Annotated in this window: 14 protein-coding genes; 4 read left to right on the top strand and 10 right to left on the bottom strand. The window is 66.6% G+C overall.

Annotated features, from left to right (window positions below):
- Position 1 precedes the first annotated feature (1 nt).
- The 5 genes from SR3_RS04635 to glmU form a co-directional block, all read right to left on the bottom strand.
- On the bottom strand, positions 2–1,114 hold the full coding sequence (locus SR3_RS04635; protein ID WP_068081440.1) for an ATP-binding protein: 1,113 nt from the start codon (positions 1,112–1,114) through the stop codon (positions 2–4).
- A complete protein-coding gene (locus SR3_RS04630) occupies positions 1,114–4,794 on the bottom strand; it encodes a DUF4132 domain-containing protein (protein ID WP_068081437.1) in 3,681 nt (1,226 codons plus the stop codon). The genes SR3_RS04635 and SR3_RS04630 overlap by 1 nt, the downstream gene beginning before the upstream one ends.
- 184 nt (positions 4,795–4,978) lie before the next feature.
- A complete protein-coding gene (locus tag SR3_RS04625; protein ID WP_084454923.1) occupies positions 4,979–5,962 on the bottom strand; it encodes a GGDEF domain-containing protein in 984 nt (327 codons plus the stop codon).
- A gap of 49 nt (positions 5,963–6,011) precedes the next feature.
- Complete coding sequence (glmS, locus tag SR3_RS04620; RefSeq protein ID WP_068081434.1) at positions 6,012–7,835, bottom strand: glutamine--fructose-6-phosphate transaminase (isomerizing); 1,824 nt, start codon at positions 7,833–7,835, stop codon at positions 6,012–6,014.
- A gap of 81 nt (positions 7,836–7,916) precedes the next feature.
- Positions 7,917–9,290, bottom strand: coding sequence for a bifunctional UDP-N-acetylglucosamine diphosphorylase/glucosamine-1-phosphate N-acetyltransferase GlmU (gene glmU / locus SR3_RS04615; protein WP_068081431.1), 1,374 nt, complete (start codon positions 9,288–9,290; stop codon positions 7,917–7,919).
- A 61-nt stretch (positions 9,291–9,351) separates the two neighbouring features.
- On the opposite strand from glmU, the gene gph reads away from it, so the two are divergent.
- Positions 9,352–10,074, top strand: coding sequence for a phosphoglycolate phosphatase (gph, locus tag SR3_RS04610; protein ID WP_068081428.1), 723 nt, complete (start codon positions 9,352–9,354; stop codon positions 10,072–10,074).
- Here the strand turns inward: gph and SR3_RS04605 are convergent, their stop codons facing one another.
- The 4 genes from SR3_RS04605 to SR3_RS04590 are packed head-to-tail and all read right to left on the bottom strand — an operon-like array spanning position 10,075 to position 13,158.
- Entirely contained in the window at positions 10,075–10,443 is a 369-nt protein-coding gene (locus SR3_RS04605; protein ID WP_068081425.1) for a DUF2794 domain-containing protein, read from the bottom strand.
- Positions 10,444–11,157 (bottom strand): serine O-acetyltransferase EpsC, encoded by a 714-nt coding sequence (epsC, locus tag SR3_RS04600; RefSeq protein ID WP_068081422.1) that lies wholly within the window; start codon positions 11,155–11,157, stop codon positions 10,444–10,446.
- Between the two features lie 46 nt (positions 11,158–11,203).
- Positions 11,204–11,824, bottom strand: a complete 621-nt coding sequence (locus tag SR3_RS04595; protein WP_068081419.1) for a P-loop NTPase family protein — start codon at positions 11,822–11,824, stop codon at positions 11,204–11,206.
- An 8-nt stretch (positions 11,825–11,832) separates the two neighbouring features.
- Positions 11,833–13,158 carry a heavy-metal-associated domain-containing protein gene (locus tag SR3_RS04590; protein ID WP_245653770.1) on the bottom strand — a complete coding sequence of 442 codons (1,326 nt, stop codon included), beginning with the start codon at positions 13,156–13,158 and terminating at the stop codon, positions 11,833–11,835.
- A gap of 149 nt (positions 13,159–13,307) precedes the next feature.
- Between SR3_RS04590 and purM the strand changes: the two genes are divergently transcribed.
- The 3 genes from purM to SR3_RS04575 all read left to right on the top strand — a co-directional run bounded on the left by purM (position 13,308) and on the right by SR3_RS04575 (position 16,388).
- On the top strand, positions 13,308–14,414 hold the full coding sequence (gene purM, locus SR3_RS04585; RefSeq protein WP_068081416.1) for a phosphoribosylformylglycinamidine cyclo-ligase: 1,107 nt from the start codon (positions 13,308–13,310) through the stop codon (positions 14,412–14,414).
- A complete protein-coding gene (purN, locus tag SR3_RS04580) occupies positions 14,407–15,384 on the top strand; it encodes a phosphoribosylglycinamide formyltransferase (RefSeq protein WP_068081413.1) in 978 nt (325 codons plus the stop codon). Before purM ends, purN begins: the two co-directional genes overlap by 8 nt.
- Before the next feature lie 224 nt (positions 15,385–15,608).
- The gene (locus SR3_RS04575; RefSeq protein WP_068081410.1) at positions 15,609–16,388 is read left to right on the top strand and encodes an EF-hand domain-containing protein; all 780 of its coding nucleotides are present in this window, start codon (positions 15,609–15,611) and stop codon (positions 16,386–16,388) included.
- Positions 16,389–16,665: 277 nt separating this feature from the next.
- On the opposite strand, the gene SR3_RS04570 is transcribed toward SR3_RS04575, so the two are convergent.
- A complete protein-coding gene (locus SR3_RS04570) occupies positions 16,666–16,917 on the bottom strand; it encodes an accessory factor UbiK family protein (RefSeq protein WP_068081407.1) in 252 nt (83 codons plus the stop codon).
- Positions 16,918–16,984 lie beyond the last annotated feature (67 nt).

Below are 16,984 nucleotides of genomic sequence, written 5' to 3'. Positions count from 1 at the left end.
ATCAGCCCAGCTTCAACGCCCGCGCCGCCTGATAGAACTCCTTCCACGCCCCGGACCGCCCGGCGCGCTCCTTCACGATATGATCGACATAGGCCCGCAGCCGCTTGCCGTCCTCTGGCGAGTCCTTCAGCACCACGCCCTGCAACTGCCGCGCGACATGGGCGGCGGACAGCTTGCCATCGTTGAAATAGGCGGCCTCCAGCGCGGCGGCATGCAGCACATTGACCGCCTCGGCGGTGGACATCACCGCATCGGGGCGGTTGAGGCTGGCGCCTTCCGCCGTGCGCCCGGTGCGCAGATCCTGAAAGGTGCGGACCAGAATGTCGGCCACATCGGCTTCGCCGGAGACAGTGAGGCCGGTGGGCTCCAGCCTTTCGGCCAGCTGCTTCAGCACCAGTTCGCGCTCGAAATCGGGCTCGGCGATGGGATGGACGGTCTCGAAATTGAAGCGGCGCTTGAGCGCGCTCGACATCTCGTGGACGCCCCGGTCGCGCAGATTGGCCGTGGCGATCACATTGAAGCCCGGGGTCGCCCCCGCCACCGCATCGCTGCCCAGTTCAGGCAAGGCCAGCGCCTTTTCCGAGAGGATGGAGATCAGCGCATCCTGCACCTCGGGCGGGCAGCGGGTGATTTCCTCGAAGCGCACGATCCGCCCGCTGCGCATGGCGCTCAGCACCGGCGAGGGCACCAGCGCCTTTTCGCTGGGCCCCTCGGCCAGCAGCAGCGCATAGTTCCAGCCATAGCGGATATGATCCTCGGTGGTGCCCGCCGATCCCTGCACCACCAGCGCCGAGGTGCCGCTGATCGCGGCGGCCAGCAGTTCGGAGAGCAGCGATTTGGCCGTGCCCGGCTCCCCCACCAGCATCAGCCCCTGCTGGCTCATCAGGCTGACAATGGCACGGTCGACCAGCGGATCGTCGCCATAGAACTTGCGCGAGACGCCCAGCTTTGGATCGCCCAGCAGAAAGCTGCGCACCGCGCGCGGCGACAGGTGCCATCCGGCAGGGCGCGGGAAACTGTCCTGCGCGGCCAGCACCGCCAGTTCCCGCGCATAGCGCTGTTCGGCAGGGGGGCGGATCGAGCGGGGCTGGCTCTCCAGCGAAAGACTGGCCATCAATAGACTTTCTTGTTCCATTCGGGGTCGAAGCCGGTCCCCTTTTCGGCAATGTCATGCAGATCACGCCAGCTTTCGGCCAGCAGCACCGGGGGCACATCGTCGAGCACCACCAGACCGCCGCCCCCGCCATTCATCCGCAGCTTGCGGAAGCTGAGCCCCTGCAAGGCCGAAGCCCGGTTTTCCTCGGGGAGCGGGCTGCCGGAAAACTCGATCTCGGCGACCAGACCGGCATCGCGATAGGTCTTCTCATAGGTGAGGAACCAGCCGCCGTCCTGCGCCTGCCCCCGCTGATAGCCCAGTTTCGTGGCGGCGCCGCGCAGCTTGAAGGTCTCGATCATCCAGCCCTCGCGGTCGGCGATGCTGCGCTGGCGGCCCTGCCCCTGCGTCAGCACCGGCAGATCGCGGCCCAGCTGGTCGAAAGGCGCGGCCACGGCGTAATCGGCCAGATGGGTGCGCCAGCCGGCAATCTCCCCGGCCCCCAGCAGCGAGCTGTGCGCCAGCCTGATCTGCGCGAAGGCGCCGATCTCCACCTCGTCATCCCCGGCGTCGCTGTAGCTGCCATCGCCCAGCGGACGGAAAGTGGCGACAGGCGCGCCCGCGCCATCCAGCCCCTGCCAGACCAGCCGCGCCGCGATCCGGCCCACGATCGGATGGCCCGCGACGAAACTCTCCCACTCGGCCAGATCCCATATGCGCTCGAGATACATGGATTCCTGCAAGCGCTCGCCCTGAGCGGCCAGCACCTGCTTCACCTCCTTGCGCGCGGTGGTCAGCTGCTTTTTCGCGGCATCGATCAGCGGCTTTTCATCCTCCACCCGCACGCCGGGCAGCGCCTTCACCTCGCGCCCCTCGCCGTTGAGGATCACCACATTGTCCTGCGCATCGAGCTGCAGGCGATAGGCCCGCCCCTCGCCGCAATCGACATCCTGCGTGCCATCGGCCTCGAAACCGCCGGTGGGGATGGTGCGGTCGGCCAGCTGGGCCGCGCTCCAGCCGTTGCGCTCGGCGATCTGCTCGATCAGCTGGGCGGCATGGGCCTGAACGCTGCGCTGCTTGGAGCGGTTGGCCGCCGCCAGCACCGCCTGCAAGGCCGCGCTGGAGCCATTGGTCGCCAGCACCTCCAGCAGCGCCTTGGCCTGGGAGGTGCGCCCGCCATGGTCCTTGAGGAAAGCCCTGACCCTTTGCGCCGCATCCGCGCCATTCACGCGCGAGGCCAGCGCCAGCATGCCCTTGCTCTCCGCCGCAGTGTCGAGATAGGTGCCCGCCTTGGCGCGCCGGAGCTGCTGAAAGACGACATCGCGGTCGGTCGGCCAGTAATCGGCGCTTTGCGGATAGCGCTTGGCGTAGGTGATGTTGTTCGCAAGCGTGGCGTCGACATGGGCCGCGGCATAGGCGTTGGCTTCATCGTCGCTGGGCGTGCGCGTGTCCTTCTCGATCCAGCCGGTCAGGATCATCCAGCCCAGCTTTTGCGCATCGCCCGGGGCGAGACGGTCCAGCCACAGGCTCATCAGCGCGTTGCCGCCCGGCTGCTTCAGCTTCGTCGCCAGTACGACCCACCATGTCGGCAGCAGCGGGTCGAGCGCCGTGCCATCCGCCCATGACAGGGCGGGCAGCTGATCGAAGGGGAACCATTCCAGCCCCTTGGGGCGCGGCCTGGCCAGACCCGCCCTCGCCTCTTTCAGCATGGCTTCGGGATCGAAACAGTCGGACACATCCTCGCCCAGCCGTTCCAGCGCGGTGATCATCGCCGCGCGGCCCAGATCGCTGCGTTCTTTGGCCAGAGCCGCGCGCAGGGCGGGCACCTGCCCGGCCTCCCCGCGCGCGGCCAGCCATTCCGCCGCCAGAGCGCGCACATCCTGCTTGCCGTCCTGCAATTGCAGGGCGATGGCCCGGCCCAGCCCCGGCGTCTGGCGCAGCAGGGCCCGCGCCGGTTCACGCAGATGTTTGGAGCTGTCCCCCGCCAGCAGCATCAGGCGGTTGCGATAGCGTTCGGGCAGAACGGGAAACAGCCCCAGCAAGGCAAAGACCGTCCCCATGTCCGTCTGCCGGGCGCCGCTTTGCGGCACCAGCCCCAGCGCCTCGTCCAGCGCGCCGAAACTCTCGCAGAGCGTGGCGAGCAGACCGGAGTCCTGCTCTTTCAGCGACAAGGACCAGCGGCTGGCCAGATGGTCGGACAGGATGACCGTCCCGCCCGCCTGCTGCCACAGCCCCAGCACCACCCGGATATCCGCGCCCTGCTCCAGCCGCTGCCGCAGCGCGGCGCAGAAGGGGCCGCTCCACTCGTTGAAGAGCTGCACGTAACGGCCGCCGGACATCACCACGGCCATGCGGGTGAGATGGTACAGCGTCAGCTCCGGATCGTTGAGGAACTGGCCGACCGCCGGGCTGGCGTGCTGGATCTGATGCATCCAGTTCAGGCTTTTGCGCGACGCCTCCGTCACCGGCTCGTCGCCCTCCGCCAGCGCGGCCAGCGCCTTGAGATCGCGGGCGTCCCTGCGGGTTTCATGGCGGCTCCAATGCCATTTCTTGACGGCATCGGGCTCCGCCTTGCTCTGGTCGAGCATGCGGTTGAACTCGGCCAGCGCCGGTTCGAGGCGCTTGAGCAAAGCCTCGGGCACCGGCGTGGCGACCGGCAGAGGCGCGCGCGGCCCCACCTCGATCCGGCTGCCATCGACGGCAAGATAGCCCTGCGCGCCATCCGGTTCCCCCCCCTGAGCAACACCGGCCGCAAGGCTGGCGTCAAGGCGATCCAGCGCGGCGGCGAGTTTGGGTGAGGCATCCTGCTGGCGCCAGCTGGCCAGCAGCGGCGGGGCCGCCTCCCCCAGCACCGTGACGGCGACGTCGACCAGTTCCGCCCGGCGGCTCGGTGCGGCGGCGGCGAAAGCCTGGTTCAGTCCGGCCGTCAGCTGATCGCGATCCGCGCCGGTCAGCGCCTGCCGCGCCGTGACCCGCAGCTTTTTCGACGTGCCGCTGGCGCTGTCGATCAGCAGCGCGAGATAGGGCTGATGCAGGCCCAGGCGTCCGATCGCCACCAGCAGTGCAGAGCGACTGTCCGCCGACACGCCGGGCAGCGCGGCCACGATGCTGTCATGCGCCTGCGCCAGCCAATCGGTCACGCCGGAGAAGCGATGGAGGCTGTTGTCGCCCCCTCGACCGGGATCGCGGTTGAAGAGAATGTCCAGCGCCTGCGCCGTGCCGTCAGGCTGATCCGAGACCAGTGCCAGCAGCAGGGTCAGGGGCTGATCCTTGCGCTCCCGGTCAAGCATCCAGAGGGTGACGGTCAGGCGCAGCCAGTCAGGCCCGTTTTTCGTGCCGAAAAAGCTCCATGGCGACGGGATCGGCTGCAAGGCGGCAAGGACTTCCCCCAGCCGTCGCAGCGCCCCGGCTTCCCACGGCGAGAGATCGGCGAGAAGCCCATGCTCGTCCTTGATGGTATACTGGTGGTGCTTGCCTTGCCAGGCCTGCCGCACGGCGGGCGTCTGCACCTGGAGCAGCAGCGAGGGATTGTCGCCACGCGTCACATAATGCGCGATCTGCGCGGGCAGCATGCGATCCTGCTCGGCAAGAGACTGGAAGAAGGCGAACAGCTTCTTGACCGGCAGGCCTTGCGCATCATCCTCGTCACGCCCGCCCAGCCCGAGAGTCTGTCGAAAACGATCCCATAACCCGCCAGTCAAACCATCCTCCCGGATCCATCATACATCGCAAGCGGCCAGTCTGGCCTCTTAAGATGACAGATTATCGTGTTTTTCCATCAAGCTTGTGCATAATACATGTCAAGATGCGCAAGCAAAGAAGCGTGGAAAGCGGTTCATCGCTTGTCCGCCTTCGTCATGGCTTGTTTTAAGCCACGCTCTGTTTTCAGGAACAGGAGGCCTGACGCAGCGCCGGACGCGACGCGCTTCCACTCATCATCACACCGCGCCCCGCCGCCTTGGCGGCATAGAGCGCTTCATCGGCGATGGCGAACAGGGCTTCGGCATCATAGCGATAGGGATCATCGGCCAGCGCCAGCCCCGCCGAGGCGCCGACGGCCAGACGATGCCCGCGCCACAGGATCGGCCTGCCCAGATCGGTCAGCACATGCGCCACGCGGCGTTCCAGCGCGAAAGGCGCCAGGCTGGCATCGGTCAGCACGGCGAATTCATCGCCGCCGATCCGCGCCACCAGCGGCGCATCGGGGAAAGCCGCGGCCAGACGGCGCGCCGCGGCCTTCAGGCAGGCATCGCCCGCCGCATGGCCGAAATGATCGTTGACCTGCTTGAACCGGTCAAGATCGAAGAGGATCAGCCCGCCCAGCGGCGCGATGGCAGGCTGCACCATGGGAGCATTGAGAAACCGAGTTTCATACACCGCGCGATTCGCCAATCCGGTGATCGGGTCATGTTCGGCCAGACGGCGCAGAGCCTCCCAGCGCTGCTTGTCCTCGGTGATGTCCTGCTTGAGGCCATAGAGATGTGTGATGCGGCCATTCTCGCGGATCACATCGGCGGTGAGGCGCATCCAGCGCATCGTGCCATCGGCGCGCATGATCTGCGCTTCCATGGTGAAGGGGCGCGCATGGGCCAGCGCCTCGGCGCGCAGCCGCTCCATCAGGGCGCGCGACTCCTCGGCATAGAATTCAACGGCTTCGCGCCGATCGAGCTGATGATCCGGGGGGAAACCGAAGATGTCGAAAACCGCCGGAGTCCAGCTGAGCGCGGTATCGGCGAGATCGCAACTCCAGGATCCGATCCCGGCCAGAGCATTGGCCCGGGCCAAAAGCGAAGCGGCGTCGAAAGCGCCACCAGCGGCGGCGGGACCGCCCGTGGCTCTTTCCTGCGCGACTTCGATAGGACGGATCATAGCCAAATTCCTAAGGAGCAATCCCTAAGAATAAGTAAGGAGCGGCGCCTTACTCCACCGTCACCGACTTGGCGAGATTGCGCGGCTGATCGACATCGGTGCCCTTCACGCAGGCCACGTGATAGGCCAGCAACTGCACCGGCACGGCATAGACCAGCGGCGCAATCAGCGGGTGGATTTTCGGCATCTCGATGGTGGCGATGCAGCCCTCACCGGCCTCGGCCAGACCTTCCGCGTCGGAGATCAGCACGATCTTGCCGCCGCGCGCGCGGACCTCCTGCATGTTGCTGACGGTCTTCTCGAACAGCGGGCCCGAGGGGGCCAGCACGATCACCGGCACATTTTCGTCGATCAGCGCGATGGGGCCGTGCTTCATCTCACCCGCCGCATAACCTTCGGCGTGGATATAGCTGATTTCCTTGAGTTTCAGCGCACCTTCCAGCGCCAGCGGGAAGTCCTGCCCGCGCCCGAGATACAGCACATCGCGCGCCGGAGCGATCAGATGCGCCATGGCGGCAATCGCATCGTCATAGGCCAGAGCAGCGTTGAGCGCAGCGGGCGTCTCGATCAGCTGATGAACGACATGGCGCTCTTCCTCGCGGCTCATGCGCCCGCGCTTCACCGCCAGATGCGCGGCCAGAGCGGCCAGCACCGCCAGCTGGCAGGTGAAGGCCTTGGTGGAGGCCACGCCGATTTCCGGGCCAGCATGGGTGGGCAGCAGCAGATCGGCCTCGCGCGCCATGGAGCTGGTGGGGACGTTCACCACCACGGCGATGGTCTGGCCGTTCTCCTTGCAGTGGCGCAGCGCGGCCAGCGTGTCGGCGGTTTCGCCCGACTGGCTGATGAAGATGGCGAGGCCACCGGGCTCCAGCACGGGATCGCGGTAGCGAAATTCGCTGGCGACATCGATGTCGACCGGCAGGCGCGCGAATTGCTCGAACCAGTATTTCGCCACCAAACCGGCGTAGAAAGAGGTGCCGCAGGCCACGATGGTGACGCGGCGGATGGCGGAGAGATCGAAATCGATCTGCGGCAGGGCCACGCTCTCGTCCACCTGACGCACGTAGCTGCGCAGCGTCTGAGCGACCACGGTGGGCTGCTCGTAGATTTCCTTCTGCATGAAGTGGCGGTAATTGCCCTTCTCCACCGCCGCCGCGCTGGCGCCGCTGGCCACGATGGGGCGCTCGACAGGGTTGTTGTCCTTGTCGTGGATGCGGGCACCCTCGCGGGTGATGACCACCCAGTCGCCCTCTTCCAGATAGCAGATGCGCTGGGTGAGCGGGGCCAAAGCCAGAGCATCGGAACCCAAATAGGTCTCACCCTCGCCATAGCCCACCACCAGCGGCGAGCCCAGACGCGCGCCGATCAGCATATCGGGATATTCGCGGAAGGCGATGGCCAGCGCGAAGGCGCCGCGCAGCCGGGGCAGCGCCTGCGCCACGGCTTCCTCGGGCGAGAGGCCGGATTCCACCAGATCGGAAACGAGATGGGCCACCACCTCGGTATCGGTATCGGATTCAAAGCTGCGGCCCTTGGCCGTCAGTTCGTCACGCAGCGGCTTGAAGTTCTCGATGATGCCATTGTGGACCAGCCCCAGCACGCTGGTGGCGTGGGGATGGGCATTGGCCGCCGTGGGCGCGCCATGGGTGGCCCAGCGCGTATGCGCGATGCCGACATGGCCCGGCGCCGGATTGACCGCCAGCTCCTTCACCAAATTGAGCAGCTTGCCCGGCGCGCGGCGGCGCACCAGCTCGCCCTCATGCACGGTGCAGACGCCCGCCGAGTCGTAGCCGCGATATTCCATGCGGCGCAGGCCATCGACCAGACGGTCCGCCACTTCATCCTTGCCGACGATGCCGATGATGCCACACATGCGCGCTCAATTCCCTGTTTGGTATGCCCTGTCGTGGGGCTTGCAGTTATATAGGTGAGGCTTTCCGCCAGCTTAAGGGCACTATCCCTTGCTGCTGTCCTTCTCGGCCTTTTTCTTGCGCATGATGTCGTGGAACTGGTCGGCCCAGCCCGGCTTCACCATCTGCTCGGCGCGCACCATGCGCAGCTCGCCGGGCGCCACATCGCGGCTGACGGCGCTGCCCGCCGCCACAATGGCATCGGCCCCGATCGTCACCGGCGCGATCAGCGCCGAGTTCGAGCCGATAAAGGCCCGGTCACCGATGATCGTCTTGTGCTTGAAATAGCCGTTGTAATTGCAGGTGATGGTGCCCGCGCCCAGATTGGCGGCGGCGCCCACCTCGGCATCGCCCACATAGGAGAGGTGGTTGGCCTTGGCCCCCACGCCCATGATGGCGTTCTTGATCTCGACAAAATTGCCGACCTTGGCCTTCTCGCGAATGTCCGCGCCGGGGCGCAGGCGGGCATAGGGGCCGATGTCGGCCTTGCTGGCCACCTTCGCGCCCTCCAGATGCGAGAAGGCATGGATCACCACATGGTCGGCCACCGACACGCCGGGGCCGAAGACCACATTGGGCTCCACCACCACATCGCGGCCCAGCTGCGTGTCCCAGCTGAACCACACGGTTTCGGGCGCGACCAGCGTGGCGCCATCGACCATCGCCTGGGTGCGGCGGCGGTCCTGCCAGCGGCGCTCGGCCAGGGCGAGTTCGCCCCGGCTGTTGATGCCCTGCACCTCATGCTCGTCATCGGTAACGGTCACAGCGCAGATCCGCCCATCGGCGTTGGCGATGTTGACGATATCGGTGAGGTAATATTCGCCCTGGGCATTGTCATTGCCCACCCGCGCCAGCAGCGCGAAAAGGTCTCGCCCCTTCACCGCCATCAGGCCGGAGTTGCACAGGCCACAAGCGCGTTCTGCCTCGGTGGCATCCTTGTGTTCCACCATTTTCAGGATGCGGCCATGGTCCGCGATCACGCGGCCATATTGCAGCGTGTCCTCCGGCTCGAAGCCCAGCACGACAACGGCGGGGGCATCGGGAGCGTTCAAACGCTCGATCATCGCGCGCATGGTTTCAGTGCGGACGAAAGGCACATCGCCATAGAGAATCAAAACATCGCCATCGAAACCGGCAAGCGCCTGCTCCGCCATCTGCACCGCATGGCCGGTGCCCAGCTGCGGCTCCTGCAGCGCGATATCCGCCCGACCTTGAAGCGCCTTTTCCAGCTGGTCGCGCCCATGCCCAGCCACCACCACGCGGCGCTGCGGATCGAGCGCTTCGGCGCTGGCCAGCAGATGGTCCAGCATCGGCCTGCCCGCGATGGGATGCAGCACCTTATGGGTGTCACTTTTCATGCGGGTGCCCTTGCCGGCGGCAAGAACGACGATCGCCAGAGCGGATGTCACATCAGTCATAGAGGGCTCTTTGCCAGCAAAAGCTTGCGGTTTCCATACGGAGAGGGCACCCTTTGGGGCAATGACCGAAAATTCTCCCAACGCCTTGCAGCGCCCCGACTTTCCCTTCGATCTGGTCGGCTTCGACCTCGACGGGACCCTGCTCGACACCGCCCCCGATCTGGCCGAGGCGCTCAATCATGCGCTCACGCAAGCCGGGCGCCCTTCCGCCACGCGCGAGGAAGCGCTGACCTTTGTGGGCGGCGGCACGCGCATGATGCTGGAGCGCGCGCTGACGGCCACCGGCGGCCCGGTGCCGCAGGAGCAGTTCGAGGCGCTGCTGCCGCAACTGGTCGATTATTACGAGGCGCATATCGCGCGCCACACAAAGCCCTATCCGGGCATGGAAGCCATGCTGGAGGCGCTGGCGGCGCGGGGCGTGAAGCTGGCGCTGGTCACCAACAAGCTGGAGCATCTGGCCCGCAAGCTGCTGGGCGCACTGGGCCTGACGCACCACTTCACCACCATCATCGGCGGCGACACGCTGGGCCCGGGCCGCGCCAAGCCCGCCCCCGATCTGCTGCAGCTGATGATCGAACGCTCCGGCCTGAGCGGCCCACGCACCGTCTATGTGGGCGACACAAATTTCGACACCAATGCGGCGAAAGCGGCGGGTCTGCCGGTGGTGGCGGTCAGCTTCGGCTTTTCCCAGCTGCCGGTCGATACGCTGGGCGCCAATGCGGTGATCGATCACTTCGACGCGCTGATCCCCACGCTGGAAGGCTTGAGCACGCTGCCAGCCTGATCAGCTCTCCACCGCTTTCACCAGCCGGCGTTCAATCGGGCTGAGCACGCCGGCCAGCTCATGGCCGCGTTTCAGCACCTGCCCGCTTTCGCCGAACAGCGTCCACATGCCCTGTCGGTTACGCAAGGCCGGGCATTTCTCGATGCGGGCCTGCGGACGCTCGGCGGTGCGCTGAAAGGCGCTGAAGCTGGCGGCCTCCTTGTCGAAATTCATCGCATAGTCCCGCCACAGCCCCGCCGCGACCATCCGCCCATAAAGATCGAGAATGCGCGTCAGTTCCAGCCGGTCGAAGCCGACTTGCTGGGCCGGGCGCGGAAAGGCAACGACGGTGGAACCCGGCGTGCCGGGCGAGGTGCCAGGCTCAGCCACTTACCCCTGTGTCCCATCGCGTGTCCCGTCGCGCGGGGCATCGGGCGAACGCTCAACGGCCAGCGCGGCAAGCTGCGCCTTGAGCGCCGCCAGTTCATCCTCCAGCGCCTCGATGCGGCTGACAGCAGGTTCGGCATCGGCACAAGGCTCGCGGCAGGGCGTGCCATAGGGGATGAAATCGCGCGACCAGGTCTCCGCCGCCACCAGGGTGGAGCGGGCCTTCACGCCGACCATCGTCGCGCCCTCGGGCACATCCTCGGTCACCACGGCATTGGCGCCCACGCGCGCGCGGCTGCCCACAGTGATGGGGCCAAGGATCTGCGCGCCCGAACCGATGATGCAATTGTCTTCCAGCGTGGGGTGACGCTTGCCGCCCACCCCATTGGCCGGATTGGTGCCACCCAGCGTGACGCATTGATAAATGGTGACATTGTTGCCGATCAGGCTGGTCTCGCCGATCACGGTAAAGCCGTGGTCGATGAACAGATGCCGCCCGATGGTGGCCCCGGGATGGATGTCGATGGCGGTCAGAAAGCGGGCGAGATGGTTCACCGCGCGCGCCAGAAAATAGAACTGGCGGGTAAACAACCCATGCGCCACGCGATGCAGCGCCAGCGCCCAGAAGCCGGGATAGAGCAGCACTTCCCAGCGCGAGCGCGGTGCCGGATCACGCGCCACCACGGAATCGATATAGGCCAACAGACGCCGGATCATGCGTATCTTATCCCATGTCGCCGCGCCCGGCACAAGCATTCCGCCTTTAAGCGGGGCCCGCCGAACCCGACACCTCCTCCAGAGCCTCGCGCCAGATCGACATGCCCGGCGCAGCTTTGCGCTCCAGACTGAGCCTGTCGATGATGGCCACCAGCGTTTCGGCGTTGAGATGGGAACGCTCGGCCCGGCTTGCAAGGTAACGGCAACCCTCGGGCGAGAGCGGCAGGGCGCGCGCCTCGGCATGCAGGGCGATCAGCTCTTCCAGCATGATGTCGTCGGGCTCGCCGATGTCGAGACGCAGCGCGGCGCGCAAACGCGTGCCCAGATCGGGCAGGCTCACGTCCCAGGCGCGGCCATCGGGCGGGGTGGTGGCCGTCAGCAGCAGCGGCGTGCCGCTTTCCTGAGCACGGTTCCAAAGGTGGAACAGCGCGGTCTCGTCCATGCTGTCGGCATCGTCCACCGCCTCGCCCACGCCGCTTTCGGCGAACCAGCGGGCCAGCAGGCTCTTGCCGCTGCGCGCCGGGCCGAAGAGGATGGCGGTGCGGAAGGGCCAGCTGTCGGCCTGCTGACACGCCTCGATCACGGTCAGATTGGCCGCGCCCACCACGATGCGCGACGGCGTATCACGGCCCGGCATATCGAGCGGGAGAGCAATTTGTGCAGTCATAAGTTTCCTTAGCGGTGGATGCGCAGGGTGTTGCCCGCCACGCTCACCTGCCAGCCGCGCGAACGCAGCGCAGCGGCGAGTTCCGCCGCCGTTCCATTGAATGTAACCCGCATCACGGAGGTTCCGCCGATGGCGATGCTGGTGGTGGCCGCGCCCTCCACCCCCTTGGTGCCGCGCACCCCGCCCAGCGCCGCATCCACCGCCCCGGCATCCGGAGAGGCGAACTGCACCGACAGAGCGGCGGCGGCGGCGGCAGGCTTGGGCTCGGGCGTGGGAGCCGGAGTCGGCTGGGCCTGAGCGGCCAGAGCATCGGCCTCGGCCCGGGCGCGGGCGGCGGCCTGTTCGGCCTCGGCAGCCTCGCCGGTGCGAATCAGCTGGGCCAGACCCGGATCGATCACCGGATGATCGACATTGAGCGTGGGATCGGAGCGCAGCTGGCCGCTGGTCATGGCCTGCGTGTAGATCTGGTCGAAACGCAGCACGGCCTGGTTAAGCATGCCGGGCACCTGCCCCTCATCCTGAACGGAGAGGCTGAAGCTGTCGACCAGCGTGTTGTCCGGGCCGATGCGCGCGGTGAAGGTGCCCTTCACCGGTCCGCCGGGCCATTGCCGCTCCAGCCGCGCCTCGGGGATCAGCACATTGCTGGCGCCGAAACGGTCGAGCAGGGCGCGCCACCAGATGCGGCTGCGGCGACCGGGCTGGCCCGCCGTCAGCAGCAGCGAATCGCTGCCGGAACCCTGCGGGCGGATATAATCGATGGCGCTGGCGCCGGTGTGATACTCGGCCCAGGCCTTCTGCCAGATGCCGCGCACCTCATAGACCTGCCCCACGCCGCCGGAATAAAGCACCGGCACCACCAGCATCGGCGCCGAGCGCATGCCGCCCGAAGGCCCATGCCCGGCCAGAAAACCGCTGGCCTTGCCGCGATCGAAGACGATGCCCAACGTGGCGCGATAGCGATGCGGGCCGATCTGCTCGCTCTCCACCACCACGGCGGAGACCAGATTGCCGATGGCATCGGCGCCCATCTCGGGCCCGCCCGCCTTGGCCCAGGCCTGCTTATAGGCCTCGTGCCAACCGGCCTGACGCGCTTCCTGAGCCGTCTTGCCCTGCACATCGACCTGAATGCCGTTGATCTCGATATCGCCGGTGGTGACGACCGGGGCGATGCCGCGATCCCCCTCGATCTGCGCGATCAGCCGCGAGGGGCCGAAAGCCACGATTCCCCCGGCCAGCGCCAGCACGCCTGCCCCGGCCAGCGCCATGCGCGGACGCCCGCGCACCATGCGGCGCAGCGGTTCGAGCAAGGCTTCTCGGGGGAAAAGGGTCTGCATCGGGCCTTCAATCGTCAAAAAGCTGTGAGCCTATTGGCGTAACCCCCATGGAAATCCAAGCCGGAAAGCGCTAGGCGGCGCGCGAAAGCTGTTCACTACTCAATTTTCGGCGCACCTTAGCGTCGTTTCCGGAAAGCCGAGAAGCCGCCATGACCGACGACAAGAAGACGCCCACCAGCTACACCTATGAACATTCCGGCGTGTCGATCGCCGCTGGCAATGCGCTGGTCAAAGCCATCGGCCCCCTCGCCAAATCGACCGCGCGCCCGGGCGCCGACGCCGATCTGGGCGGCTTCGGCGGCTTCTTCGACCTCAAGGCGGCGGGCTACAAGGACCCGCTGCTGGTGGCGGGCAATGATGGCGTGGGCACCAAGGTCAAGCTGGCCATCGACCATGACCGCCATGACCGCATCGGCGAGGATCTGGTGGCCATGTGCGTCAACGATCTGATCGTGCAGGGCGCCGAGCCGCTGTTCTTCCTCGACTATTTCGCCACCGGCAAGCTGGAGAACGGCGTGGCCGAGCGCGTTGTCGCAGGGATTGCGGAAGGCTGCAAGATGGCCGGTTGCGCGCTGATCGGCGGCGAAACCGCCGAGATGCCGGGCATGTATGCCGCTGGCGATTACGATCTGGCGGGCTTCTGCGTCGGCGCCGTGGAACGCGGCGAGCAGCTGACCGGTGACCGCGTCGCCGAGGGTGATGTGCTGCTGGGTCTGGCTTCTTCGGGCGTACATTCCAACGGCTATTCGCTGGTGCGCCGCCTGGCCGCCGACAAGGGCTGGAAGCTGGACCGCCCCGCCCTCTTCGATGCCGACCGCCTGCTGATCGACTATCTGATCGAGCCGACTCGCATCTATGTGAAGACGCTGCTGCCCTTCATCCGTTCGGGCCGCATCCATGCGCTGGCGCATATCACCGGCGGCGGCCTGCTGGAGAACGTGCCCCGCGTGCTGCCCGCTCACCTGCATGCCCGCATCGACGCCGGATCGTGGGAGCAGAGCCGCCTGATGGCCTTCCTGCAGGCGCAGGGCAACATCGAGCCAGAGGAAATGGCCCGCACCTTCAACTGCGGCGTGGGCATGGTGCTGGCCGTGGCGGCTGACGAGGCCGAACAACTGGCCGCAGACCTGACCGCTGCTGGCGAAACCGTCTACACCATCGGCGCCATCGAGGCTGGCCAGCGCGGCTGCACCGTTTTCGGCGACAACGAAGTGTGGTCGGCCCGCGCGCCCTGGACCGCCACGCACAATGCCTGATCTGATCCGCCAGCCTGCCGCCCCCAAGGCCAGGGTGGCGGTGCTGATCTCGGGCTCGGGGACCAATATGGCCGCGCTGCTCTATGCCAGCCGCGCGGAGGACTGCCCCTATGAGATCGTGCTGGTGGCCAGCAACAATCCGCAAGCGGGCGGCCTTGCGCTGGCCGCCGCCGAGGGTGTGCCCACCTTCGCCCTGCCTCACAAGGGCCTGACCCGCGCCGAGCATGACGCCGCGATGGATGCCGCCATCCGCGAGGCAGGCGCGGCCTATGTCGCGCTGGCCGGTTACATGCGCATCCTCACGGATGACTTTGTGCGCAGTTGGGAGGGGCGGATGCTCAACATTCATCCCTCGCTGCTGCCCGCCTACAAGGGCCTGCACACGCACCAGCGCGCCATCGACGCAGGCGACAGCCACGGCGGCGTCAGCGTCCATCTGGTGACGCCCGAGCTGGATGACGGCCCCGTGCTGGGCCAGACCCGCGTGGCCATTCTGCCCGGCGATACGGCGGAAACGCTGGCCGGGCGCGTGCTCTTCGCCGAGCATCAGCTTTATGCCCGCTGCCTCGCCGCATGGGTCTCGCGCGAAAGATCGCCCGAATGGCTGACCGGGCAGGTGCGTATCCGCGCCCTCGCCCTGCCCGAGGCTGACGAGATCAACAGCCATGGCATGGCCTGTTTCGGCATCGTGAAGGGCAAGAAGTTCGCCTATGTCGCCAACAATCATCACGCCGGGGGCCGTGTCTCCCTGCTGGTGAAGATCAGCGGCGCCGACGAGCAGGCCTCGCTGATCGAGCAGGATGATGAGCGCTACTCCCGCCCCGCCTATTTCGGCGACAACTGGATCGGCATCCGCCTCGATCTGGGCGACACCGATTGGGACAGCATCGCCGACTGGCTGGCGCGCAGCTGGCGTTCGGTTGCGCCCCGCAAGCTGGTGCATCTGATGGATGTGGCGGATCAGTTTTAAAGGAAAAAGGTGAAGCGCGAGGGTGTTACACCCTCGCGCTCCCATGTCGTCTTCCGGCGAAACGGCAGCGGCATCCAACCTGTGCGCCATACCCTCTCCACCTGTGATGCAAATATGCCGTCAGGCCGGGCTTTATGCGCGACGAAAGCCCCCTGTTCATCTGGCAGCAATCTTGGCAAAGGCACCACTCCGCCCGTCACCGGTCAGAACCATAAGGATTATCGATGCGCTCTCCCTCGCGCAGGCTCGCCCTGCCGCTCGCCACCATCGTTGCAACCCTGATCGCCGCTTCACCGGCCATGGCGCAGATGGGAGGCATGGGCGGAATGGGTGGCATGGGCGGTATGGGCGGCGGCATGGGTGGCGCCGGTATGGGTGGCGGCCCCGGCGGCGGCGTTGACCACGGCCCGGATATGCCCGTCGGCGGCCCGCGCGGCCCCCGCGACATGAAGCCCATCTCGCTCAAGAAGTTCGATGAAGCCGTCGAAAGCATGTTCCGCGCCGCCGACGCCGATCATAACGGCATCGTCACTCTGGCCGAGTTCAATCAGGTGGTCACCGCCCGCCGCGACACGATCATCCGCGCCCGCTTCAAGGCCATCGACACCAACCACAACGGCCAGATCGACGAGAACGAATTCATCGCCTGGCAGGGCAAGCTGGGTTCGACGGCGCTGTCAGACAACGGCAATGGCGAATTCGCCGAGATCATCCCCAACAGCATCGGCCCGGTTCTGGGCGACGGCGAGCGCGACACCGCCCTTGCCATCGCCGTCGAACCGCTGAACGCCGTGGTGATCGCCAAGGCCAACACCGATTACGACGCCGGCATGAGCCTGCCCGAACTGCTGGCCTATGAACACGTCCGTTTCGACAAGGCCGACACCGACAAGGACGGCACCCTCTCCAGCGACGAGATCGACAAGCTGATGCCGGGTCGCGGTGGCCGGCCGGGCGGGTTTGGCGGCCCCGGTGGGCCGGGTGGGCCGCCGCCGCGTCGATAAGGAGTTAGGAAAGAAGGGAAGATGCGAGGGGGTTACCCCCTCGCGCTCCCAAGACGTCTTCCGGCGATAGGGTGGTGGCACCCGTTCGGCGCGTCCAAACTCTCCACCAGCGCAACGAAAAGGCACCGCAGGCAGAAAGCCCCGGCGCCTTTACGATAACCAAAAATTTTGAAGGCCTGCGGCGCAGCGACTTTAGCTCTTTGGCCGAACCCGATGCGCAACGTAGACACAAATGGGAGCGCGAGGGTGTAACACCCTCGCACTTTCCCTTTAAACCTTACTTGGCAGCCAAAGCCGCTTCCAAAGCCGCAACGCGCTCTTTAAGAGCCTCGGCCTCTTCGCGCGCCCGGGCGGCCATGGTCTTCACCGCGTCGAACTCTTCGCGGCTCACGAAATCCAGACCGCCGAAGGTTTCGCGCAGCTTTTCGCGCGCGCCGTCGCGGGCTTCGCGGGTGGCGCCGGCCAGCGTGCCCGCCGCGCTGTTCATCAGCTTGACGACATCGGCCAGAAGGGGGTTTTCGCTCTGCATGGGTCAGGTCCGTTCGGATAGGTGTGGTCTTGCGGCCCGTGATGCCACGAGTCCGCTTGCAACCTGC

The sequence above is a fragment of the Novosphingobium rosa NBRC 15208 genome (genome assembly GCF_001598555.1).
Taxonomy (GTDB): Bacteria; Pseudomonadota; Alphaproteobacteria; order Sphingomonadales; family Sphingomonadaceae; genus Novosphingobium; species Novosphingobium rosa.
This window is presented reverse-complemented; position numbering and strand designations above follow the sequence as displayed.

Bases quoted from the DNA above. Each gene is read 5' to 3' on its own strand.
- SR3_RS04590 (WP_245653770.1), bottom strand. From the start codon at position 13,158: ATGCAGACCCTTTTCCCCCGAGAAGCCTTGCTCGAACCGCTGCGCCGC.
- SR3_RS04575 (WP_068081410.1), top strand. From the start codon at position 15,609: ATGCGCTCTCCCTCGCGCAGGCTCGCCCTGCCGCTCGCCACCATCGTT.
- epsC (WP_068081422.1), bottom strand. From the start codon at position 11,157: ATGATCCGGCGTCTGTTGGCCTATATCGATTCCGTGGTGGCGCGTGAT.
- purN (WP_068081413.1), top strand. From the start codon at position 14,407: ATGCCTGATCTGATCCGCCAGCCTGCCGCCCCCAAGGCCAGGGTGGCG.
- SR3_RS04595 (WP_068081419.1), bottom strand. From the start codon at position 11,824: ATGACTGCACAAATTGCTCTCCCGCTCGATATGCCGGGCCGTGATACG.
- glmS (WP_068081434.1), bottom strand. From the start codon at position 7,835: ATGTGTGGCATCATCGGCATCGTCGGCAAGGATGAAGTGGCGGACCGT.
- SR3_RS04635 (WP_068081440.1), bottom strand. From the start codon at position 1,114: ATGGCCAGTCTTTCGCTGGAGAGCCAGCCCCGCTCGATCCGCCCCCCT.
- SR3_RS04625 (WP_084454923.1), bottom strand. From the start codon at position 5,962: ATGATCCGTCCTATCGAAGTCGCGCAGGAAAGAGCCACGGGCGGTCCC.
- purM (WP_068081416.1), top strand. From the start codon at position 13,308: ATGACCGACGACAAGAAGACGCCCACCAGCTACACCTATGAACATTCC.
- glmU (WP_068081431.1), bottom strand. From the start codon at position 9,290: ATGACTGATGTGACATCCGCTCTGGCGATCGTCGTTCTTGCCGCCGGC.
- SR3_RS04570 (WP_068081407.1), bottom strand. From the start codon at position 16,917: ATGCAGAGCGAAAACCCCCTTCTGGCCGATGTCGTCAAGCTGATGAAC.
- gph (WP_068081428.1), top strand. From the start codon at position 9,352: ATGACCGAAAATTCTCCCAACGCCTTGCAGCGCCCCGACTTTCCCTTC.